Annotated in this window: 22 protein-coding genes and 1 pseudogene; 10 read left to right on the forward strand and 13 right to left on the reverse strand. The window is 70.3% G+C overall.

Annotation, left to right across the window (positions count from 1 at the left end; translation table 11 throughout):
• Window positions 1-40: 40 nt before the first annotated feature.
• The gene (locus OHA89_RS02865; RefSeq protein ID WP_266615894.1) at window positions 41-1,006 is read right to left on the reverse strand and encodes a glycosyltransferase family 2 protein; all 966 of its coding nucleotides are present in this window, start codon (window positions 1,004-1,006) and stop codon (window positions 41-43) included.
• A gap of 122 nt (window positions 1,007-1,128) precedes the next feature.
• On the opposite strand from OHA89_RS02865, the gene OHA89_RS02870 reads away from it, so the two are divergent.
• Window positions 1,129-1,980: an aldo/keto reductase gene (locus OHA89_RS02870; RefSeq protein WP_266615895.1), complete on the forward strand. Its 852-nt coding sequence runs from the start codon at window positions 1,129-1,131 to the stop codon at window positions 1,978-1,980.
• Window positions 1,981-2,068: 88 nt separating this feature from the next.
• Here OHA89_RS02870 and OHA89_RS02875 read toward each other — a convergent pair whose 3' ends face one another.
• Complete coding sequence (locus OHA89_RS02875; protein ID WP_251064192.1) at window positions 2,069-2,266, reverse strand: hypothetical protein; 198 nt, start codon at window positions 2,264-2,266, stop codon at window positions 2,069-2,071.
• Between the two features lie 202 nt (window positions 2,267-2,468).
• Here OHA89_RS02875 and OHA89_RS02880 point away from each other — a divergent pair, with 202 nt between their 5' ends.
• Together OHA89_RS02880 and OHA89_RS02885 are read left to right on the forward strand one after the other, a co-directional pair.
• Window positions 2,469-2,744 carry an isoamylase early set domain-containing protein gene (locus OHA89_RS02880; RefSeq protein ID WP_266615896.1) on the forward strand — a complete coding sequence of 92 codons (276 nt, stop codon included), beginning with the start codon at window positions 2,469-2,471 and terminating at the stop codon, window positions 2,742-2,744.
• 115 nt (window positions 2,745-2,859) lie between these two features.
• On the forward strand, window positions 2,860-4,257 hold the full coding sequence (locus OHA89_RS02885) for a serine hydrolase (RefSeq protein WP_266615897.1): 1,398 nt from the start codon (window positions 2,860-2,862) through the stop codon (window positions 4,255-4,257).
• A gap of 26 nt (window positions 4,258-4,283) precedes the next feature.
• Here OHA89_RS02885 and OHA89_RS02890 read toward each other — a convergent pair whose 3' ends face one another.
• The 3 genes from OHA89_RS02890 to OHA89_RS02900 all read right to left on the reverse strand — a co-directional run bounded on the left by OHA89_RS02890 (window position 4,284) and on the right by OHA89_RS02900 (window position 6,259).
• Window positions 4,284-5,720 carry an MFS transporter gene (locus OHA89_RS02890; protein WP_406365103.1) on the reverse strand — a complete coding sequence of 479 codons (1,437 nt, stop codon included), beginning with the start codon at window positions 5,718-5,720 and terminating at the stop codon, window positions 4,284-4,286.
• A gap of 63 nt (window positions 5,721-5,783) precedes the next feature.
• Window positions 5,784-6,038: a LapA family protein gene (locus OHA89_RS02895; protein ID WP_257552640.1), complete on the reverse strand. Its 255-nt coding sequence runs from the start codon at window positions 6,036-6,038 to the stop codon at window positions 5,784-5,786.
• Between the two features lie 11 nt (window positions 6,039-6,049).
• Entirely contained in the window at window positions 6,050-6,259 is a 210-nt protein-coding gene (locus OHA89_RS02900) for a hypothetical protein (protein ID WP_406368774.1), read from the reverse strand.
• Window positions 6,260-6,343: 84 nt separating this feature from the next.
• On the opposite strand from OHA89_RS02900, the gene OHA89_RS02905 reads away from it, so the two are divergent.
• Window positions 6,344-7,720 carry a (2,3-dihydroxybenzoyl)adenylate synthase gene (locus OHA89_RS02905; protein WP_406365104.1) on the forward strand — a complete coding sequence of 459 codons (1,377 nt, stop codon included), beginning with the start codon at window positions 6,344-6,346 and terminating at the stop codon, window positions 7,718-7,720.
• 51 nt (window positions 7,721-7,771) lie between these two features.
• Here the strand turns inward: OHA89_RS02905 and OHA89_RS02910 are convergent, their stop codons facing one another.
• The gene (locus OHA89_RS02910; protein WP_266615903.1) at window positions 7,772-8,389 is read right to left on the reverse strand and encodes a TOPRIM nucleotidyl transferase/hydrolase domain-containing protein; all 618 of its coding nucleotides are present in this window, start codon (window positions 8,387-8,389) and stop codon (window positions 7,772-7,774) included.
• Between the two features lie 248 nt (window positions 8,390-8,637).
• On the opposite strand from OHA89_RS02910, the gene OHA89_RS02915 reads away from it, so the two are divergent.
• Both OHA89_RS02915 and OHA89_RS02920 read left to right on the forward strand, forming a co-directional pair.
• Complete coding sequence (locus OHA89_RS02915) at window positions 8,638-9,393, forward strand: hypothetical protein (protein WP_406365105.1); 756 nt, start codon at window positions 8,638-8,640, stop codon at window positions 9,391-9,393.
• Between the two features lie 226 nt (window positions 9,394-9,619).
• A complete protein-coding gene (locus tag OHA89_RS02920; RefSeq protein ID WP_406365106.1) occupies window positions 9,620-12,280 on the forward strand; it encodes a Helicase associated domain protein in 2,661 nt (886 codons plus the stop codon).
• A 49-nt stretch (window positions 12,281-12,329) separates the two neighbouring features.
• On the opposite strand, the gene OHA89_RS02925 is transcribed toward OHA89_RS02920, so the two are convergent.
• Entirely contained in the window at window positions 12,330-13,529 is a 1,200-nt protein-coding gene (locus OHA89_RS02925) for an FAD-dependent oxidoreductase (protein WP_406365107.1), read from the reverse strand.
• A 91-nt stretch (window positions 13,530-13,620) separates the two neighbouring features.
• Complete coding sequence (locus OHA89_RS02930) at window positions 13,621-14,049, reverse strand: MarR family winged helix-turn-helix transcriptional regulator (protein ID WP_266617048.1); 429 nt, start codon at window positions 14,047-14,049, stop codon at window positions 13,621-13,623.
• Window positions 14,050-14,180: 131 nt separating this feature from the next.
• Between OHA89_RS02930 and OHA89_RS02935 the strand changes: the two genes are divergently transcribed.
• Window positions 14,181-15,065, forward strand: coding sequence for an MBL fold metallo-hydrolase (locus OHA89_RS02935; RefSeq protein WP_406365108.1), 885 nt, complete (start codon window positions 14,181-14,183; stop codon window positions 15,063-15,065).
• Window positions 15,066-15,130: 65 nt separating this feature from the next.
• Here the strand turns inward: OHA89_RS02935 and OHA89_RS02940 are convergent, their stop codons facing one another.
• The gene (locus OHA89_RS02940; RefSeq protein ID WP_406365109.1) at window positions 15,131-15,991 is read right to left on the reverse strand and encodes an alpha/beta hydrolase; all 861 of its coding nucleotides are present in this window, start codon (window positions 15,989-15,991) and stop codon (window positions 15,131-15,133) included.
• 102 nt (window positions 15,992-16,093) lie between these two features.
• A pseudogene (locus OHA89_RS02945) lies at window positions 16,094-16,599 on the reverse strand (zinc-binding dehydrogenase); the annotation flags it as partial.
• 35 nt (window positions 16,600-16,634) lie between these two features.
• On the opposite strand from OHA89_RS02945, the gene OHA89_RS02950 reads away from it, so the two are divergent.
• Together OHA89_RS02950 and OHA89_RS02955 are read left to right on the forward strand one after the other, a co-directional pair.
• Window positions 16,635-16,826 (forward strand): TetR-like C-terminal domain-containing protein, encoded by a 192-nt coding sequence (locus OHA89_RS02950; protein ID WP_406368362.1) that lies wholly within the window; start codon window positions 16,635-16,637, stop codon window positions 16,824-16,826.
• Between the two features lie 195 nt (window positions 16,827-17,021).
• Complete coding sequence (locus tag OHA89_RS02955; protein ID WP_406365110.1) at window positions 17,022-17,462, forward strand: hypothetical protein; 441 nt, start codon at window positions 17,022-17,024, stop codon at window positions 17,460-17,462.
• A 41-nt stretch (window positions 17,463-17,503) separates the two neighbouring features.
• Here OHA89_RS02955 and OHA89_RS02960 read toward each other — a convergent pair whose 3' ends face one another.
• From OHA89_RS02960 to OHA89_RS02970, 3 genes are all read right to left on the reverse strand, one after another.
• The gene (locus tag OHA89_RS02960; RefSeq protein WP_406365112.1) at window positions 17,504-18,571 is read right to left on the reverse strand and encodes a helix-turn-helix domain-containing protein; all 1,068 of its coding nucleotides are present in this window, start codon (window positions 18,569-18,571) and stop codon (window positions 17,504-17,506) included.
• 336 nt (window positions 18,572-18,907) lie between these two features.
• On the reverse strand, window positions 18,908-20,155 hold the full coding sequence (locus OHA89_RS02965) for an MFS transporter (RefSeq protein ID WP_266617052.1): 1,248 nt from the start codon (window positions 20,153-20,155) through the stop codon (window positions 18,908-18,910).
• Between the two features lie 307 nt (window positions 20,156-20,462).
• Window positions 20,463-21,116: a GNAT family N-acetyltransferase gene (locus tag OHA89_RS02970; RefSeq protein ID WP_266617053.1), complete on the reverse strand. Its 654-nt coding sequence runs from the start codon at window positions 21,114-21,116 to the stop codon at window positions 20,463-20,465.
• A 279-nt stretch (window positions 21,117-21,395) separates the two neighbouring features.
• On the opposite strand from OHA89_RS02970, the gene OHA89_RS02975 reads away from it, so the two are divergent.
• A complete protein-coding gene (locus OHA89_RS02975; RefSeq protein WP_266617055.1) occupies window positions 21,396-21,863 on the forward strand; it encodes an SRPBCC family protein in 468 nt (155 codons plus the stop codon).
• Window positions 21,864-21,947: the final 84 nt, after the last annotated feature.

Below are 21,947 nucleotides of genomic sequence, written 5' to 3' on the forward strand. Positions count from 1 at the left end.
GAGGCCATAGGAGGGCATACCGAGGGGCGGGAAACGATATCTACTGCCGTTCTTCGTCTGTGTCGCGAGCGACGCAATAGGTGGGCCGAGCCTGGACGACAGTGTAGATACGGGCCACGTACTCGCCGAGCATTCCCAGGCAGAAGAGCTGAACAGCGCCGAAGAACAGGACCGTGGTGATCAAGGAAGTCCAACCGGGCAGGGTGCTTCCCGTGGCGTAGACGGTAAGGGTCCAGGTGAGAAAGGCAAGGCAGACGACGAGGCTGAGGGCGCCGATCGCAGTGGCCAGGCGCAGCGGGACTGCCGAGAAGCTCGTGATGCTATCCAATGCCAATAGGATCATTTTATGCAAGGGATATTTAGTGGTGCCGGCCACTCGCTCGCCGCGCTGGTAAGCGATCTGGCCGGCGGGGAAGCCGAGCGAAGGGATGAGCAGACGATAGATCTGCTGCTGGTCGGGGAGGGTTCTGAGGGTTTCCACGACGAGGCGGGACAGTAGGCGGCAGTCGCCGGCGTGAGCGGGGACGAAGGAGCCGGCCAAGCGGCGCATGAGCCAGTAGTAGGCGGCCGCCGTTCGGCGTTTGAATGCGGTGTCGGTGGAGCGGTCGATCCGTACGCCATAGACGATGTCCAGATCATCTGCCCGGGCCAGGGCGAGCATCTCGGGAATGATTTCCGGCGGGTCTTGGAGGTCCGCGTCGATGCTGATCACATAGGCGCCGAGGGCACGGTGCAATCCGGCGGTAAGCGCGGCTTGGTGGCCGCTGTTTCGCCGGAGGGTCACGATGCGCAGCTCGGGCCAGACCGTACGCAGATCTTCCAGCAGATGGGGAGTCTTGTCGGTCGAGCCGTCATCGACGGCGAGGACCTCGTACGGCTCGCCGCACTCGTCCAGGATCGGCCGGAGCCGCGCCGCCAGAACAGGCAGGGCCTCGTCCTCGTTGAAGATGGGAACCACGATCGACAGACCGATCGATCCCCTGCGTGTGTCATACACAGCACTCATGATGCGGGACACGCCTGGAGCTGGCACTTTTGAGACACCGGAGTGCCCCGGCGCCTGGCGCTACCTGACTGAGCCCTTCGCCCCCGGCCCCATCCAGGGCCGGCGAATCGAATGGAAGAACGATGCAGCAGGTCACCCTCAACAGCGGCGTCCAGATGCCCATCCTCGGATTCGGCGTCTACCAGATCCCGCCGGAGCAGACCGAACAGGCCGTCACCGACGCCCTCGCCGCCGGCTACCGCCTCCTCGACACGGCCGCCGCTTACGGCAACGAGCAAGCCGTCGGCCGCGCGATCAAGAACAGCGGCATCCCGCGCGAGGATCTGTTCGTCACCACCAAGCTCTGGGTACAGGACGCCCCCGCCCAGGACAACACCAAGCGCGCCTTCGAGGCCTCGCTGGCCAAGCTCGGCCTGGACTACCTCGACCTGTACCTGATCCACCAGCCGTTCGGCGACGTGTACGGCCAGTGGCGCGCCATGGAGGAGGTGTACCGCGAGGGCCGGGCCAAGGCGATCGGCGTCGCCAACTTCTACCCGGACCGGCTCGTGGACCTCATCATCAACAACGAGGTCACTCCCGCGGTCAATCAGATCGAGACCCACCCGTTCTTCCAGCGCACGGCCGACCAGGTGCTCATGCGCGGGCACGGAGTGCAGATCCAGTCCTGGGGCGGGTTCGCCGAGGGCAAGAACGGCCTGTTCACCAACCAGCTGCTGAGCCAGATCGGCGAGAAGCACGGCAAGTCCGTCGCCCAGGTCGTACTGCGCTGGCTTACCCAGCGCGGCGTCGTCGCGATCCCCAAGTCGGTCCGCGCCGAGCGCATGGCGGAGAACATCGACATCTTCGACTTCGAACTCACCGACGGGCAGATGGCTGCCATCTCCACCCTCGACACCGGGTCGTCACTCTTCTTCGACCACCGCGACCCGCAGATGGTCGACCGGCTCGCCAAGCACCGCGTGGACGCCTGACCCCTGGGGGTGCACCGTCATGACAGAGCCCGGCCGGGTGACTACGGGCCCGGCCGGGCTCTGCGTACGTGGACGAGCGGTGCCCTGGTCAGAGCCCCTCGTCGTGCAGGTCCTCTTCGCGCAGCAGGTCGTCCTCGCGGCGGCGCGAGGTCTCCTTCTGCCCCTGCTTCTCTCCCTGCTCCCGGCCCTTGCCCGGCTGGGGGCGCGCGGGGTCTCCAGGGCGGTGGTGTTCCTGCTGCTCACGACCCTTGCCCTGCTCTTGGCGCTTGTCCTGCCTACCGCCCATGACGGCGACTCCTTTGACGCGGGGTACAGATTTCCTCGCCCTCACGCTCACACGAACAGTCACAAGCTGCACCATTTCGGCTATGAACCGTGGCGCAAGAGTGAAGTCCGCTCTCGGGGTGGCTGCGTCGCATGCCCGTTCCGCGGCTCATGCGAAGGATGGGCGCCATCCACCCGACTTCCGCCGTCAGGAGCCCACTCTCATGCTGGAGCGCAAGCCGCGCAAGAACCGCACCGAGGTCACCTTCGTCCTGCCCGCCGACGCCCCGCCCGGACCGGTCAGCGTGGTGGGCGATTTCAACGACTGGCAGCCCGGCGCCCACCTCCTGGTGCCCCGCCCTGATGGCACCCGTGCGGTCACGGTCACGCTGCCCGGCAAGACCGAGCACTCCTTCCGCTACCTGGCGACCGGCGACCACTGGTTCGATGACGAACACGCCGACAGCCACGACGGCACCAATGGCCGCCTCCACACCTGACCACCCGGCGACATCCGCCCGCCCCACCCTGGCCGGCCTGTCGGCCAGGGTGGGCGGTCGGCCCCATGGGCGGGCGCGCGCCCCCGGGGGTCGGTAGATGCTAAATTTGGATCAGTTGTCCCGTTTTCTTTACGACCTCCTCGGCCCTGCCGCACCACCCCCGACCGTGCGGTACCGGACCGCCGAGCACGAGGGCTGTGACGCCGACATGTGGAATTCCCGAGCCGCCTCCCGTCGCACGCTTCTGCTGACACCGTGCGCGGCCCTGCTGGTCGCGGGGTTCGCACTGCCCCCAGGAAGCGCGCCGCCGGTCCAGCCCGGCGCACAGACCGCACCCACGGCTACCGTCAGCGCACCCGACCCCACCCCGTCGGCGCTCAAGCGCATCGATCCGGCCGCACTCCAGTCCGCCGTGGAGCGTGCGGCGAAGGATCTCATGGTCCCCGGCGCCGTGGTCCTGCTCCGCACCCCGCAGGGAACATTCCGGGCGACGGTCGGCACGACGGAGCTGGGCACCGCCGAACCGCCCACCGCGCGCGACCACTTCCGGATCGCCTCCAACACCAAGACCATGACGTCGGCCCTGATCCTCCTCCTCGCGCAGGAGGGCAAGCTCCGGCTGGACGACCCCGTGTCCGACTACGTCCCCGGGGTGCCGAACGGCGAGAACATCACCATCGCCCAGCTGCTGAAGATGCGCAGCGGGCTCTACAACTTCACCAACGCACCCGAACTCGCAGAGTCCATGGACGCCGAGCCGGGCAAGGCCCGGACACCGCAGGAGATGCTGGCCATCGCCTTCAAGCGCCCGCCGAACTTCAAGCCCGACGCGTCCTACGAGTACAACAACACCAACTACGTGCTGCTGGGCCTCGTCGCCGAGAAGGCCGGCGGCCGGCCGCTGGCCCGGCAGTTCCAGGACAGGCTGTACGGCCCGCTCGGCCTGAGCGGTTCGTCCCTGCCCGGCATCCGCGACACCTCCCTCCCCACGCCGTACTCACACGGCTACATGTACGGCGGATCGGCCTATGCGCTGGTGGACGAGCCCTACCCGGCCGACATGCAGGCGCAGATGCGGTCCGGGAAGCTCAAGCCGGTGGACTACACCCACCAGAACTCGTCCTACGCGGCCGGCGCCGGCGCCGCCATCTCCACCGCGGACGACATGGCCACCTGGATCCGCTCGCTGACGACGGGCAAGGTGCTGGACCCCGCGTTCCAGAAGCAGTGGCTGGACAGCCCGCAGGCCGAGGACCCGGACGCGCCCGAGGGACAGAAGTACGGGTACGGCATCGCCTACCAGCGCTTCGGCCCGAAGGCCGCGATGTACTACCACGGTGGCGAGTTGCCGGGCTTCAACTCCTTCATCGGCCACGACCCCGACAGCGACGTCACGCTCATCATCTGGACGAACCTGACGCTGTCGCCGGACGGCCGGACCACGGCCCAGGCCATGCTGCCCACCGTCCTCAACCAGATCTACGCCGGCCTCTCCCTCCCCGGCGCCTACTGAGCCGCAGAACAGGGCTGCTGCCCGCGTCAGGGCCGCTGCCGGCCCGCCTCCTGCCCGGCGTCACCGCGTGCCCGCATCGACAGGGGCGGGATCCTGCCGAGCACCACGAGCCGGTGGCGTACGGCCATGACGACCACCGCCGTGGCGAGGATGACCACCCCGCCCAGTCGCAGGATCGCGTCGTAGGCCTCCTCGGGCGGCCGCTGCGGCGTCATCGCCGAGATCCCCGCCGCCGTCCCGGCCAGGGCGATCGCACCCAGCGTGACCAGGAACGTCAGCAGTACGCCCGATGCCTCCCCCGCCCTGGCCGGCGGGACGACCTGCTGGGTCGCCACGCTGGAGAAGGTCCAGCCCAGCCCCAGGCCGAGGCCGCACCACGCGAACACCGGCACGTACAGCCACCAGGCCGTGACCAGCGTCAACGCGTACATCCCCGTGCCCGCGACGGCCCCGGCCAGCGCCATCACCGCGGTCGGCCGCATGTGCTGGGCGAGCCGCGCCCCGAGCGGCCCGCTGAGCGCCACCAGCAGGGCCGGGGCCAGGAAGACCGTGCCCGCCAGGAGCGGTGAGAGCCCGCGTACGCCCTGGAGGTAGAGCGTGGCGAGGAAGACGGTGACGGCGTAGCCCATGTTCGAGAGCGAGCCCATCCCGGTCACCAGGACGTACGGGACGTTGCGGAACAGCCGCAGATCGATCAGCGGGTGGCGGGCCAGCCGCTCCCGCACCAGGAACAGCCCGCCGGTCACCACGGCCACCGAGAAGAAGACGAGGGTACGAGCGCTGTCCCAGCCCCAGGCGTCTCCGCGCTCCACGGCCATGGTGAGGGTGGCCAGCGAGCAGACGATCAGGACGCAGCCGAGGAGATCGAGCTCGCGCGGCGCCGACGTATCGCGCGAGTCCGGCACGTAGACGAGAGCGATGAGCAGCGATATCAGGCTCAGCGGCGCCATCAGCCAGAAGATCCAGCGCCAGCCGGGCCCCTCGGTGAACCCTCCGCCCACGAAGGGCCCGAGCGCGGTCCCGATGTTGGCGACGCCGAATACCCCGCCCAGGGCTCTTGCCCGGGTCCGATCGGGAAAGGTGTTGGTGATCACGGACACGGATACCGGGAAGACGAACGCCGCGCCCACGCCCTGCGCGATCCGGGCCGCCACCAGCAGACCGAGACCAGGAGCCAGCGCGCAGCCCACGGAAGCCGCCGTGAACAGGGCGATCCCGGCCAGCAGGGTGCCCCGCCGCCCGAAGACGTCCCCCACCCGGCCACCGACGATGAAGAAGCAGCCGATGGCGAGCATGTACGCGGACAGGGTCCACTGCGCGGCCGAAACCGTGACGCCCAGCTCCGCCGACATGCCGGGAATGGCGAGGTTGAGGGCGAAGAAGTCGAGCTGGATGCAGAACAGGGCGACGGCGACCGCAACGAAAGCCCCCGTCCGCGCCGCCGCCGAAGACTCAGCGCGCATGAGGGCGTTCCTCTCAGCCGACGCGTTCGGGACACCGCCGAGGGCCGCACGGTAGGGCGGCTGTCACCGCCTGGCCCGGCGGCGGGCGATGAACAGGCCGAGCACCATGCCCACCAACAGCGTCACCGTGAGAACGCACCACAGGGGGATCACGACCGTGGGGATCCACAGCCTGATGGTGACGGACCCGGTATTGGCGGCGATGAACCAGATGACGACGGCGGCCACGACGACCAAGCCAAGGGTGCGCAACCGCATGTCCCGGCCCTTGACGGTCAGCGTCGAGGGGCGATGTGGCGTACCACCCTTCTGCGTCATACAGCCCATTATCAACCCGCATGCGCGATTGATCGACCGATGCCGGACAGGCAGGCGGTCAGCGCCGCGAGCTCCGCGTTGGCGCGCTCGGCGACCAGGGCGAGGACGCGGCCGACGGCGGCAAGGTCCTCGGCGGGTATCCCGCCCCGGCTTGAACCCCGACCATTCCTCCTGGTCAGCGGCGCGCATTGGTCTTTCTGCTGATCAAATTCAGCGTCCATGGTCTGGACAGCACATTGCGCGTAGGGGTGTTGGCGGATTGGGTTGCCAAGGTCACGCATTGCGACGTTGGAGAACGGAAGCGAATGGCATCCATGCTCAAGGGCTGCACACCCTGGCCCGAGGAGTTCGTCGACCGCTACTGGGCGGCCGGGCACTGGCGTGGCAATACGCTGGACAACCTGCTGCGCGACTGGGCCCTGCAGTACGGACCGCGGACCGCGCTGGTGCACGGCGGCACCCGCATCACGTACGCGCACCTGAACCGGCGCGTGGACCGCATGGCCGCCGGATTCCGGCTGCGCGGCCTCCGGGCCGGGCAGCGGGTCGTCGTCCAGCTGCCGAACGTTCCCGAGTTCGTCATCAGCGTGTTCGCGCTGATGCGCGCCGGCGTGCTCCCCGTGTTCTGCCCCATCTCGCACCGCGCGTCCGAGGTGTCCCACCTCGTGCAGGTCACCCAGGCCGTCGGCTACGTCGGCCCCTCGGCGTACCAGGGCTTCGACCACACGGCGATGACCGCGGACATCGCGGCCCGAGGGCCCTTCCTGCGGCGGGTGTTCACCCTTGAGGCGCCCGGCTCCTCGTCCCCGTACGGCGGCCTCACGACCGACCCGGCGGGCTGCCAGTACAGCCCGCTGGGCTCCATCGACGCCCCGCCCGAGCCGGCGCTTGCGCAGAGCGCGGACCAGGTGGCGTTCTTCCTGCTCTCCGGCGGTACCGCCGAGGCGCTCCAGCTCATTCCGCGCACTCACAACGACTACGCCTACCAGGCGCGGGCCGCCGCCGAGCTGGTGTCGCTCACCGAGAACGACGTGTATCTCGCCGCGCTGCCCGCCGAGTTCAACTTCACCTTCGGCTGTCCCGGCATCGTCGGCACCCTCTCCGTCGGTGGCACCGTCGTCCTGGTCGAGGACCTGCGGCCCGCCGAATGCCTTGCGGTCATCGGACGAGAGCGGGTCACCATCACGTCGGTGGTGCCTGCCGTCGCCCGGCTCTGGCTCGACGCGCTTCCCACGGTCCAGGCCGACTTGAGCAGTCTGCGTCTCGTGCAGATCGGCGGTGCGCCCTTGGACCGGGCGACCGCCGAACGGGTGGGCCCCGAACTGGGCTGTCGCCTGCAGCAGGTCTTCGGCACGGCCGAGGGGCTGCTCACCCTCACCCGGACCGCCGATCCGGACGAGACCGTGCTCACCACGCAGGGCCGCCCGCTCTCGCCCGACGATGAGATCCGCATCGTCGGCGTCGACGGCGAGGACGTGCCCGACGGGGAGCCCGGCGAACTCCTCGCCCGCGGTCCGTACACCCTGCGGGGCTACTACCGGGCCTCCGACCACAACGCGCGTTCGTTCACCGCCGACGGCTACTTCCGCACCGGCGCCCTCGCGCGGCGCACCCGGGACGGCAACCTGGTGGTGACCGGCCGCCTCAATGACCCTCGCTCTCGGTCGACTTCCACGACCTGACGCGGACGTAGACGCGGAGCCGGAAGCTGTGCCTGCGTTTTCGTGCGTCGGTCACAGGCTCGTGAGGAGGTCGTCGAGCGGGGCCGGTACCTGTCCGGGGACGAGGGCCTCCACCAGGAGCTGGCCGTAGCGGATCTTGCGCCCCTTCTTCGTGCCGAGGAAGCGCCGCAACTGCCGCTGTCGGGGCCGACCGTGGTGTGCGGGCTGGTGCAGGAAGGTCTGCCAGGCCCGCAGGTCACCCTCGGCCCGGATGATCTCCTCGACCCGCGCCGTGCCCAGCGCGCGGATGAGCTCGTCCTCCAGGTCCGCCACGCACACGAAGAAGCCCTGGTGCGGCGCCCGTGCCCGCTTCAGGCCTTGGTCGTAGAAGCGCTGCTCGCGCTCGTCGCACAGTCCCCTCAGACGAAGGCCAAGACCGGGCGGCCCGAGAAGACCGGCGTAGCGGCCGATGCTCATCGCCCCGCCCATCGGCACGACGCACACCCCTTCGGCCGCCAGGTCCCGGCCGCGCCGCGCGGCCAGCGCCTCGACGGCCGCGAGGTCGCTCGCTCCTTCCACCAGCACCGCCGTCCGCAGCCCCAGTTGCACAGCCAGATCCTTCGCCGGTTCGCCAGGACCACCGGCTGCCCAGTGGCTGACCGCGTCCCGGAATGCGCACATGTTCGCCATGGTGCGAGTCTGCACTTCCACCGACCGGCACGGCACGGAATATTCGATGGCGGCACACCATCGGACCGGCGACCTCCGTCAGCACCCACCTGACCAACAGCTACGTCCGGTTCGGTGTCTCGCCGACGGGGATCTCGGGCTCCGGGTAGAACCGAATGGTGGGATCCTGCCAGAAGGGGAACTAAAGCCGCCTGCCGGTGAGTAGCATCCGGCAGCAACACCGTGAGGTACGAGGAAAGCGAGCCGCAATGGCCAACGAGCCCGACACCACGCCCATCCATAACCTGTACGCGCAGCGGTTCGCCGCCGATCTCGAGACCAACCGCAAGGAGCAGGAAGTCGTCTCCTCGCAGATCGCGGAACTCGACGTACGCCTGAAGCAGTTGAAGGAAGACGAGAGTTGGCTGTGCGGCATCCAGGGCGCGCTGCCTGCGGCCGCCGCGGAGGCCACCACAGCCCAGTCCCCCGCCGAAGACACCGGCGCCGTGCCAGCCGCATCGGCGGAGGCCGCCGTCGCCGGGACCGTTCCCAAGCCGCGCCGGGCGAGGCAGGCGAGCGGCGGGACGGCGCGCGGCAAGAAGGCGACGCAGTCGAAGAATCCTTCCGGCTCCGCCGCCCCGGCTGATGCGAAGGCGAAGGCCAAGACCACCACGCGCAAGCCCGCGACAGCGGCGGCGCAGAAGGCCACCGAGCCGGCAGCCTCGCCCAAGGCCGCGGAACCGCCGCTGCGTGAGCTCGTTCTGGCCCTTCTGGTCAGCGTGGGCGAGCCCCGCCTGGTCAGCGAGGTCGCCACCGAACTGGCCCAGGCCCACCCCGCCCGGCCCGCCTCCACTCAGGTGGTGCGCAACACCCTCGAAGCCCTGGTCAAGAAGGGGGCCGTCGAGAAGGAGCACAAGCAGGGCTCGGTGATGTACACCGTGCCCCAGCCCGCGGCGGCCGAGCCGACGGGCGAGGCCGTCCCGGCCTCCGACGCGACGGAGGAGAAGGTGTCGGCGGACGTCTGATCCGTCACCGGCGCGCCACAGGCCGCGCGACGCTTGCCGACCGTTTCGTGGCCGAGCAGAACCGCCGCCCCCCTTCGTGGGGGCGGCGCGCGTCATGCAACGAGACCCGGTGGGTGATGGTCGGCGTACGAGCGCATCAACATGTCACCACCGCCGTTCAGGACATACGCTCACCAGCAACGACGACGACAAACTCACACGCGGCGTCGCAAAGGCGGGATTGAGCATGGTACGGATGGAGCTTCGGCCGCATCAGCGTGAGGCCGTGGACGCGGTACTCAAGGCACTGGAGATGCCGGCTTCGGGCCGGCTCCCGGGCCAGGGGCTGCGCACCCAGGTGGTCATGGCCACCGGCTCGGGCAAGTCCCTGGTGGCGGCCAGGAGCGCGGCGGAACTGCGCGCACGCCGGGTGCTGGTGCTGGTGCCGTCGCTGGATCTGCTGACCCAGACAGAGGCAGCCTGGCGGGCGGGTGGTCGTACCGGCCCGGTGCTGGGGGTGTCGTCGCTTCGCGAGTCCGAGGCCGGATTCGCGAACACCACCGCCCCGGGCGAGCTCGTACGCTGGACTGCGCACCTGGAGCAGATCACGGTCTTCTCCACCTACGCCTCACTCGGACTCGGGACGCTGGAGCGCGCACACCACGCAGGTCTGCCGGCCTGGGATCTGATCGTGGTGGACGAGGCGCACCGTACGTCCGGGCGGATCGGCAAACCCTGGGCAGTGGTGCACGACAACGCCCGGATCCCGGCCGCCCGTCGGCTGTACATGACCGCGACTCCGCGGTTGTGGCAGGACGGGGAGGCCGAGCAGGAGCAGGGCACGCCCGGTGAGCTCGTCGCGTCGATGGAGGACGACGAGAACGGCACCTTCGGTGCCCGCTGCCACACCCTGACCCTGTCGGAGGCCATCGACCGGAAGGTCGTCGCCCCCTACCAGGTCATCGCCGTCGACGTAAGCGACCCGGGCCTGCAGACCACACAGCTCCTCGGCGTCGAGCAGCGCTCCGACCAGGTCCGCGGTGCCCGGCTCGCCGCCCTGCAGACCGCCCTGGTCAAGGCCGCCGCCGGCGGGAGGTTCTGCCGTACGCTCGTCTTCCACCATCAGGTCAAGGAAGCCGAAGCCTTCGCCGCCGGCCTGCCCGATGTCGCCGCGCAGCTCCACGCCCTCGACCCCGGACTGTATCCGGCGTCTGTGTGGGCGGACTGGGTGTGCGGAGAACACCCGCCCCTCTACCGGCGCCGGGTCCTCGAGGACTTCGCCGACGGCACCGCGGCCGACGGGACGGAGGTCGACAAGACGTTCCTCAGCTCCGTTCGGGTACTCGGTGAGGGTGTCGACACCGCCACCTGCGACAGCGTGTTCTTCGCCGACCTGCGCGGTTCCATGCCCGACCTCGTCCAGGCGGTGGGCCGGGCGCTACGCATGCAGCCCGGCGAAGGGAAGACCGCCTCCCTCGTCGTCCCCGTCCTGCTGGGGCCCGGCGAGACGCCGGACGACATGCTCACCTCCCGCTCGTACGCCGACCTCGTAAAACTCCTCGAAGCACTGCGCGCCCACGACACCCGCATCGTCGAACGACTCGCGGAACCCCAGGCACCCAGCCGCTACACGCCTCTCTCCGAGGCCGAAAAGCCGGTGGAGTGGCACCCGGACGCCGAAGGCATCAGCGGCCCCGCCCATGCACTCCTGCGCTTCTCCACGCCCCGCAACCCCGCCAAACTCGCGGCTTTCATCAAGCTGCGCGTGCTCGAGCCGGAGAAGACGCACTGGCTGCGCGGGCTCGAAGCCGCGATGCTCTATCGCCAGGAACACGGCGATCTCCGCGTCCCCTTCACGTGCAAGGCCCCCACGTCCGAAGAGCAGGAGCAGGACCAGAAGCAAAGGACCGAAGCGGCCCTCGACGCACTGGAACACGCAGTCGTCGCGGACGAGCAGGAAGCGATCGACGAGACCCTGCTCGAGGCGGCGGCGGACGCCGAGGAACACCCGGTACGGTGGCCCGCCTCACTCGCCGGGTTCCCCCTCGGGCAGTGGATCGCCGACGCCCGCCGCAACCGCGCGGCCGGCCGTCTCGAACCCGGCAGGGTCAAGGCACTCGACGAGCTCGGCATGGTGTGGTCCGAACGCGACACCGCCTGGGAGGAAGGCATCACCGCGGCACGGGGGTGGGCTCAGGAACACGGGCACCTCCTCGCACCCGTCGATGCCGTCTGGCACGGGCAGCCCGTCGGAATCTGGCTCAAGAACGCGAGGGCGGCGGCACGGCGGATCATCCAGAACCAGCAGCGTGAAGCCGAGGGGCTGGAGCCCCTGCCGTTGGCGTGGTCGATGTCCCCGGAACGGCGCGAGCAACTGGACGAGATCGATCCGGCCTGGTGCGCCGCCTGGCCGGTCGCCTGGCAACGCTGCTTCACCCTCACACGCCGTCACCTGGAAGCCGGCGGACAGCTGCCTACGGCACCCGGCGAGGCCACCGTCCAGGGCGAGGACCTCGGCCAATGGGTGACGGCGCAGCGCTACGGATGGGACAACCTCGCGGTCGGGCAGCAGTGGATGCTGGAGAACATCCTCGGCGTCCAGCCCGCCACCCCGCAGGAGAAGGCGAAAGCCGTGGGGCGGATCAGCCAAGCCGACAAATGGACCGTGAACGTGACGGCGGCCGCCCAGTTCTATGAACGGGAGGGCCACCTCACGGTCCCCCGCAAGCACGTCGAACCCGTGGCAGTCGACGACCGGGGACTGCCCACGGGAGAGCCCGGACGTGGTCAGGAAGTACGCGACATCAAACTCGGCGCCTTCATCGCCAACTGCCGGGTGAGAAGGGCTTCGCTGAGCGAGGAACGCATCGGACAGCTCGACGCCATCGGGATGAGATGGGCCGCCTGAACCCTTGGGTACGCCAGGACTTCGACGACAGAGACCCGGCGGGGCCCTGCTACCCGGGGAGGCGGAAGCCGTTGAAGAGGTCGTCCATGCCGCGCAAGGCCAGGCGGGCGGGGGTGACACGGACCGCGAGGTCACGGGCCGCCACCGCGAGCGGGTTGCGGAGGGCGCCCAGGCGGCCGACCCGGCGGGCGCGGACGCGTACGGCGTCGGTGCGGTCGCGGCGGGCGGCGGTGTACGCGGCGAGGGCGGCCGGGACGGAGTCCGTGCTGTCCGTGCTGTCTCCGCCCTCTCCCCTCTCCCCGGCGGGAAGCAGGTGGGCGAGGACCGCCGCGTCCTCGATGGCCTGGCAGCCGCCCTGGCCGAGGTTGGGTGCCATGGCGTGGGCGGCGTCGCCCAGCCAGGCGATCCGGCCGTGGTGCAGGCGTGGGAGCGGGGCGGCCAGGTCGTAGAGGTCGTTTTGGAGGACGTCGGCGGGGTCGAGGCGGCCGACGCGGTCCAGCAGGGCCGGAATGGGGTCGTGCCACGAGCCGAAGCGGTGGCGGAGTTCGGCGCGGGGGTCGGCTGACCGGGTGCCTGCCGGGACGACCGCAGTGGCGTACAGGTAATACCGGCCGTCGGAGAGCGGGGTCACGCCGAACCGCTCGCCCCGCCCCCAGGTCTCGCTCATGGCCGGTATCCGGAGGTCCGGGGCGTCCACGACGGTCCGCCAGGCGGTCTCACCGACGTAGTGCAGGCCGGGGTGGGCGGGGAAGTACGCCCGGCGCAGCGGGCTGTGGATGCCGTCGGCGGCGACGACCAGATCGGCGGGAAGGGCCGGGCCGGCTGCCGTACGGACGGTCGGGCGGCCCGCTGCGTCGTCGACGGCGGTCACGGCGGTGCCGTAGCGAAGGGCCTCCGACGGCAGTGCGGCGGCCAGGGCGGCGGTGAGGGCCGGCCGCGGAACGGCGATCGGAGGCATGCCGTAGCGAGCCGCCATGTCGGCGGTGGTGCTCCGGGTGAGCCACTGGCCGTCGGAGCGGCGCACGCCCATCGTCGTGGGTACGGCGCTGCCGACGGCGCGGGCGGCGTCGACGCCGATGGTGTCGAGTGCGCGCAGGGCGTTGGGGGCGAGGCCGATCCCGGCGCCCGTGGTGGGGGGTTCGGGGGCGCGTTCGCAAACGGTGACGTGCCAGCCTCGGCGGTGCAGTGCGATGGCGGCCGTGAGGCCGCCGATTCCGGCCCCGACCACCACCGCGTGACGTTTCGGCATGGAACACCTCTCCGTTCGGTTTGGGCATCCTCTACAGCTGCAGAGTCCTCACTCTACAGCTGTAGAGCGAGGGTGCTGCGCCGACGCCGGCTCACGGAGTGGTGACGGCCTGCTCCAGCAGGCCGTGCAGCGCGCGCTGCTCCTGCGAAGTGAGGCCGGACAGCGGGGAGTCCACGGCGAGGAGTGCGAGGAGACGTGTCCGCAGCGCGGCGCCCTCGGCAGTGAGGACGAGGTGTTTGGCGCGGCGGTCCGTGGGGTGCGGGTGGCGCTCGACCAGGCTCTGCTTCTCCAGCTTGTCGACGACGAAGGTGGTGTTGGAGGGCTCGCAGCTCATGCGTTCGGCGAGCTCCCGCATGGTCATCGGCCCGCTCATCTCCCGCAGCGCGGTTGCCTGGGGCGCGGTGAGGCCCAGGGTGGCGGCCCGCTCCCGTACATGCTCGGCGATCCGCTGGGCCAGTCCGTTCACCAGACCGCACAGCTGTCGCTCGGCGATGGCCTGCTGCTCGGGGGGCGTCGTCATGCCACCACTCTAGCAAGTCCATCAAGAGAGAATATTTACAGCTTGAATGATTCAAACTTGATGCTTATGGTTGGCCTCGTCGCAGCGGTGAACACGGCGACGACCTGACGACGACTCACAGGAGAGAACCCATGGCTGACTTGACGGTGGCTCAGGACGGACGACTGCGGCGGCCGGCGGGAATCCGCTCGATACGGCTGGGCGACACGAAGGTGTCGTACGTGCCGGACGGCGATGTGCGCCTCCGGCCGCTGCACCTGCTCCAGGACACCACCGACGAGGTGTGGGCCGCACACCCGGAGTATCTGGACGCCACGGGCCACCTCGTGGGGAGCGTCGGCGGTCTGCTGGTGGAGCACGGCGACCGCGCGCTGCTGATCGACGCGGGCTTCGGCCCGCAGGCGCTCGAGGCTCCGGACGGGCCCCTCGGCGCGATCCAGGGAGGTGCGCTCCCGCACAGCCTGGCCGAACTCGGCCGCCGCCCCGAGGACATCGAAGCGGTGGCGTTCACCCACCTCCACTCCGACCACCTCGGCTGGGCCTGCCACCCCGCCCCCGGCGGCGAGCGGCCCGTGTTCGCCCACGCCGACTACCTGGTCTCCGAGCCGGAGTGGGACCGGCGCGACCTCCTGGAGGCGCAGGGCATGACCGAGCAGGTCGCGGCCCTCGCACCGCGCGTACGTACGGTCACCGACGGGCAGGAGGTCTTCCCCGGCGTGCGCGTGCGGATCACCCCCGGCCACACCGTCGGGCACGCCGAGTACGTCATCACCGGGGGCGGGCGGCGCCTGATCGCCTTCGGTGACGCCATGCACTCGCCGATCCAGGCCGACCACCCCGACTGGTCCTCGGCCTTCGACCACGACCTCGCCCGAACCGCCGTCCACCGCCGCCGGCTCGTCGCCGAGTTGGCGGAGCCCGGCACGATCGGCTTCGGCGTCCACTTCGCCGACGTGGTGTTCGGGCACGTACAGCAGGATGGAGACGGCCCGGCCTGGCGGCCCCTGGACGCCTGACGCGCCGGGGCCGTGTGCCGGATGCCGGATGCCGCGGCGGCGCCGGTACTCGCGGCACGGCGGGGTCAGTCGAGCCGCTTCTTGAGCTGGGCGTACAGCTCGGTGACCGCGGCGTCGGCGGCCGGGGAGACGGGGAAGAGGTTGAGGAAGGTGTGGATCAGCCCGTCGTAGGTGCGGGCGAAGACGTCCACGCCGGCGTTCTCCAGCTCTTCGGCGTAAGCGTTGCCCTCGGCGCGCAGTGGGGAGACCTGGAAGGAGTCCCGGACAGCGGGGTCGTCGCCTGCGTAGAGGTGCTGGAGGTCCAGTACGTCCTGGGTGCCGAGGACGTAGCCGGTGGCGTTCTCGGCGCGTGAGGGGTAGTCGGTCGCGGGGTAGACCAGGAGTTGGGCCGCGAGCGGGCGGTCTTCGTCGCGGAAGGTGAGGGCGACTGCGGCGGCCAGGTTGCCTCCGGCGCTGTCGCCGGCCACGACGAGGCGGTCACGGCGGCCGCCGTACTCGTCGATGTGGTCGGCCACGTGGCGGGCGGCGGCGAGGCAGTCGTCGTAGGCGGCGGGAAAGGGGTGCTCGGGGGCCAGGCGGTAGTCGACGGCCACGACCACGGTGTGCACGTCGCGGCACATCCGCCGGGTGACGTCGTCGTGGGTGTCGAGGTCGCCGGTGAGCCAGCCACCGCCGTGGAAGAAGACCACCGTGGGAACGGGTCCGCCGCCTTCGGGCCGGTAGACGCGCACGGGGATCTGCCCGGCAGGGCTGGGGACGGCAGTGTCCTCCACCGAGCCGACCTCGATCGGCTCCCGCGGTGCGACGCCGGCGCCCATCCGGCGGTTCACCTCGCGCAGCACCTCGGGGTCGGTGTCGATGACCCGGGGGACGGGGTGGGCGTTGACTTGGTCGAGTACGGCCGCGATGGACGGGTCGACGGGCATGGGAGGCACCTTTCCTTCGTGGGGTGCGCCGAGGGGCACGGGGAACGTGGCAGTCCGGGTCTTTGTTTCGCATCGTGCGCACACGGCGCGGATGCCGCCGTGTCAGGGGCGCAGGATCAGCCGGATCGGGTCGCCTTCCTTGGTGTGCAGGCGCTGGACGGCCTTGGCGGCTTCCTCGAGCGGCAGCACGTCGGTGATGGATCGGGAGAAGTCCAGCCGGCCGCCTTCGGCCAGGGCTATCAGCTGCGGGACGGCGTTCCCCTCGGAGCCGTAGTGGCCGAGGATCTGGTGCTGCAGATAGCTGAAGAGCGTGCCGTTGGCGACCGTGAGCGGCTTGTCGGTCAGTCCGACCAGGACGCGAGGACGCTCAGGGCCTGCTCACGGACGGCGGCGACGCCGGCGAAGTCGAAGGCGACCTCCAGCGCCCGGTCGCCGGTGGCGGCCAGGACCTGCTCGCGCAGCCGGGGGTCGGCCGGGTCCAGGGCCAGGTCGGCACCGAAGTCCAGGGCACCCCGGCGGGCGGCCGGTGCCGGGTCGACGGCGATGATCGGATAGGCCCCGACAGCGCGCAGCAGCTGGACGGCGTGGGCACCCAGTCGAGAACGACCTGGAGGAGGGGCGGCGCTCCTACTGGAACGCCCGCCTGGAGCGCGGCGAAGCCCTCGTCCGGCGCGGCATCGAACGGGGCGAACTGCCCGCCGGAACCGACCCCCACCTGCTGGTCGAGGCCATCACGGGTCCCCTCCTCGCCCGCGTACTGCTCACCGGCGAACCGCTGGACGACACCCTGGTCCCCCGCCTGGTCGACCTGATCCTCGACGGCGCACGTGCCTGACCCGTCGCCGACGATGGCGGGGGCCGGGCCGCAAGGCTGCGGTCCGGCTCAACTCCCAGCGGGTGCGTGGTCCACGCGAATGGGGGATGCTGGGTGTGGCCGCGTCGTCGGCGGCGGGCCGAGTGGTGAGGATGGTCTTTCGTGAACGTTTCAGCAACAGGCCGCCCCGCACGCGCATCCCGGTACAGGATGCGGATGACCACCCTGCTGTGCACGGCGGCGGCCCTGACGGCCGCGATGATCCCGGCCTCCGCGCACACCGGTGGAACTGCATCGGCCCGGACTCTGGGCCCAGGGGATCCGGTCGTGGTCGTCGACTGTTTCTCCCAGGCCCAGATGCGCCCCGAGGAATACCTCCTGGCCTGCGGGGACGGGAACAACCGCCTCGTCGGACTCCGCTGGGACTCCTGGGGGCCGAGGACCGCGACGGCCACCGGCACGGACATGGTGAACGACTGCCGCCCCTACTGCGCGGCCGGCCGCTTCCGCGCCTACCCGGTGACCGTGACCCTGAGCAATCCGGAAGCCTGGCCCGAGCACCCCGACGTCCAGCGCTTCACGACCATCCGGCTCATCTACACCGACACCGCACCGGCCCCGGTCCCCAAGGACGTGACCTACAAGCTGGTGTACTGACGGAACAGCCGGCGTGGCAGGCCGGGGGGCGGGGAGCGGCGCTACCCGAGATCCGAGAGCCCTGTCGCGGCGCTGTCCAGGTGGCCGGTACGGCGCAGGGTGGCGGGTGTGGTGCCGTACCAGCGCTGGACCGCCCGGCGCAGGGCGCGGGCATCGGCGTAACCGCTTCGAGCGGCTATGGCGTCGATGCTGAGGTCGGTGGTGTGGAGCAGCCGCGTGATGTGGGCTCGACGTACGGTTTCGACCTCGTCGCTCCATGTGGTGCCGTGTTCGTCGAGTCGGCGCTGGAGTGTCCGCGTACTGACGGCCGTGCGCCGCGCCACTGCGGACAGCGTCGGCGTGGTCTCGTAGTCAGCGGAGGCCAGAGCCGCGCGGAAGAGGTCCAGCCAGTTGCGCAGCGGGATCGCGGTGGCCAGGGTCTGCTCGGCGTGTCTTCGAAGCACGGTCGACAGGCCGGGCTGGGCATGTGGGTTCGGGGTCTTCAGGTCGCCGGCAAGGAACGTGATCGAGCTGTCCGGAGCTTCGAAGTCGATGCTGCGGGTGCCGTAGAGCTCGGTCAGGGCGTCGTGCCGGCGGGGTGCTTCGGCGGCCAGTGCAACGTGAACGGGGACGAGGCGCCGTTGTGCGGCTTCGCCGAGACGCCGCTGGTAGAGGCCGAGTGCGTAGGCGCGGATGGCGCAGGCCGCCTCGTAGGTCAGATCGGCCTGATTGACGTGGCTGATGGTGATGTGTTCGCCGTCCTCGGTGACTTGGAGGGTGTCCGTGCCGATGTCGGCGACGGTGGCGAAGTAGGCCGAGGCGTCCCGGATCCCTTCGAGCGGGGTGGGCGCGGAGGTGATCAGGTAGTCCCAGACCCCGAGGGTGCCGATGCTCGACTGCTGTGCCAGCAGCACGGACAGCTCGCTCCAGGGGGTGTGGACGGTGGTCAGTTCGGCGATGCGGATGCCCGTGGCCGCGGGGGTCCGGCACAGGTCGTCGTTGAGGTGCTCAGGGGCCAGGCCCAGCAGGTGCGCGTATCCGTGCGGGGGTATGCCGAGCAGGCGTGCGGCATTGACGCTCAGCCGGGTGAGGGCGGAGGAGGTCGTCCCCTGATGTGCATGCGAAACCACAGGGGTTGAGCATAGACCAGCACGAATTGCCAGATCATCGCCGGAGCTCGGGGCCGGCGTCCCCACATTGGCGTGGAGAGTCCCCCTGTGGCGCGCACGGTCCCCTTGCTGACGTGTGCTGCCCTGGGCCAAGTGATCTCCTCGGCCTTAGCGTGGCGATCGTTCTCGCACGGTGCGTGACCCCGTGAATCGGGGTCATCTCCGGGGCGGAGTACGGGAGGTCCCGGCCGGAGCCCCCCCACGGGGGTGGGGGGCCCGGGTTCCCGTGCGACGGGATCGCCTCCCGCACTCCGCGTGGGAGGTTCCGGCTCGGGCCCTGGTGGCGAGTGCGGTGTGTCATGTGCGGCTCCGGGGCAGTTCCCGCTCGTACTGGGGCGTTTGGTCGCGTCGGGGTAGCAGCAGCGGGGTCAGCATGATGAGGAGACCGGCGATCGCGATGGCGGTGCGGGGGCTGGTGATGCCGGCGAGCAGGCCCCACAGAGCGGTCAGCGCCGCGATGGTGGCCTTGCTGGTGACCGACCACGCGGACAGGGTGCGGGCGACTCGGTCTGCCGGGGTCCGCTCGAGCCGGTAGGTGGCGAACACCGGGTTGAACACTCCCATGCAGGTGATCAGCCCGAGCTCGACGGTCATGACGAGTACGAGCCCGGCAGTGCCGGGGCCGATGAAGGCCAGGCCGAGCAGCCAGCATGCCCTCAGCGCCCCTGCGGTGAGCATGACCCTGTGCTGCCCGGACCGGGCGACGAGCCGGGAGGCCAGGCGTGCGCCGATCAGGCCGCCGACGCAGGGCGCGGCGAATGCGAGGCCGTACTGCCAAGGTGCGAACCCGAGGGGGCCGAGCATGAGGACGGCGAGCAGCGGGGAGGTCGCCATGATCAGGCCGTTGACCAGGATCGTGTTGACGAACAGCGGCCGCAGCGCGGAGTCGGCCAGGATGAACCGCCAGCCGTCGAGCAGGTCGCCGGCTCGCAGCCGCGGCGGTGCTTCGGTGCTGGTGACGCGCGGCTCCCGCCCGCCGATCGCGCGGATCCCCACCGCCGAGAGCAGGTAACTCACCGCGTTGGCCACCACGGTCATCACCGGGCCGAACAGCCCGATCGCGGCCCCGCCGAGCGGGGGGCCGAGGACGGTGGCGGTCCAGGTCGTGGACTCGAACCGGCTGTTCGCGACGAGCAGGTCCTCCGGCCTCACAAGCGCCTTCAGACATGCGCCGCCGGCCGCCGTGAAGGCGATGTCGGCTGCCCCGACGACGACCGACACCAGCAGGAGCTGGGCGAAGCCGAGCCCGCCGAGCGCGAACGCCGCAGGGACGCTCATCAACGCCGCGAACCGGACCAGGTCCATCGCGACCATCACCGGCCGCTTGCGGCGGAACTCCACCCACGGGCCGATCGGCACCGCTACCGCCGCGCCGACCGCCAGCCCCGCGGCCGCCAGCACCGACACCTCGGCCGTCCCGGCGTGCAGAACGAGTATCGCGATCAAGGGGAATGCGTCGAACGCGAGCCACGTGCCGAGCGTGCTGACCGCGTACGCCGCCCAGAGCCACCTGAACTGCCGCCCCAACGACCGCCTGGCCACCATGATCAGCGCATCCCTCACTCTCTCGCCCGCCCGGACAACCAAACGTTGACCAGCGAGATCAAAGCGAGCAGCACATCGGCAGGTCAAACAACAGATCGGCCAGCAGCCACAACGGCGCGTTGTGGCTGCTGGCGAGAGTGGGTCGGCGTGAATCTCGAGAACGGTGCCAGCTTCTGCGCATCGGGATCACGTACTGACTTTGCTGCTGAGATGCCCAGATCACGTGGTGGGTGGGAGGCTGCGGAGCCACTGGATGGCGCTGCGCAGGCGGAGTCCGGCAGGGTGGTCCTGGGGTGTCTTGTTCAGTTCACTGGGCGGCATCCGACGGTTCGTACCAGAGGCTCGTCATCGGGGAGCGCATGGTCCAGCCCAGCGAGGAGTAGAGCGCCCGGCCCTCGGGCGTGCCGACCAGGAGGCCAGTCCTTGCACCGGCCTCGTAAGCGGTGCTCTGCAGCGTGCGCATCACCAGGCCGCCGAGGCCCTTGCGCCGGTGCTCCGCGGCGGTCTCGACCTGGTCGACCACGACATGGGCGCCTGCCTGGGCGATCTGTCCACCGGCGGCGAAGTGCCCGGCGCGGGTGCGGACCAGCACTCGGCTGACGCCGCCCCGGCTCCAACTGGTGAGCGTGTAACCGGCCGGCACCTCAGGGCGCTCCGGCGCAAGTTGACGGGTCATCAGGAAGCCGGGACTGTCGCACCGCCAGCCCGGCCCGACCCAGGGCAGGATCGCTTGGTCCTCGGCGAACAGCTTCAGCCAGGTCCCGGGCGCGCTCGTCGCGGCGACGATCTTGCGCACATCGGCCTCGGCGGGCTCCGGCAGCACGTGCCGAGCCACATGCTTGGGCTGCCCGACGTCGATCGTCCACCCCCACGGCTCGTCGATCGGGTCCGAGCTGCCGCGGGAGACGACCCAGCCGTTGATCCACATCCGCACGAGCTCACTGATCCCGGTGTCCGGCATCGCCGCCCGCCCCCCTTGAATGGTAATAGGTGCTAGTGCCAAATGAACCTTACGCGACAGGGGTGGGATTTGACCATAGGAGCAGGTTTCTCGGCCAAGGACGCGACTCGTGAGCAACGCCACCGCGTAGGCGACCCCCGCAGGGCCCGGCTTCGCGCGGCCGAGCGCGATCGTCGGCGACGAGGCGTACTCCTCACGCGCCGACCCGCAGGAAGAAGGCTCGCGCGGCGGCCGTCCCGTCACGTGATCTGAACTCAGAACAGGCCCTAGACTCGGGCCATGGACCGGACCGACCGCGCCAGCCGCGTGATCGCGGCACCACCGGCGGCCGTCTACGGCGCCCTCCTCGACCGGGAGTCCCTCGAGGCCTGGTTGCCGCCGGGCGGCATGTGCGGACGGGTCGAACGGTGGGATCCCCGGCCCGGTGGCGGGTTCCGGATGGTCCTCACCTACCTCGACCCCACCGACAGCCCCGGCAAGACTTCTGACGCGACGGATGTCGTCGATGTCGGGTTCGCCGAGCTGGTGCCACCGGAGCGCGTGGTGCAGCGGGCGGTGTTCGAGGCCGACGACCCGTCGTACGCGGGCACCATGACGATGACCTGGCACCTCGCGGCCGCCGGTGACGGGACCGAGGTGACCGTCATCGCCACGGACGTGCCACCCGGCATCGACCAAGCGGTACACGAGGCCGGGATCGCCTCCTCGCTGGCCAACCTGGCGTCGTACGTCGAAGGGGCCGGCTGACGCAGGTCGGCTGCGACCCGCACGGGCACGTCGTCGAGGAAGCGTCGAACACCCACACCCGTCATCACGCTGCCCGGCTCACCT

This window comes from Streptomyces sp. NBC_01546 (assembly GCF_045208355.1).
Lineage (GTDB): Bacteria > Actinomycetota > Actinomycetes > Streptomycetales > Streptomycetaceae > Streptomyces.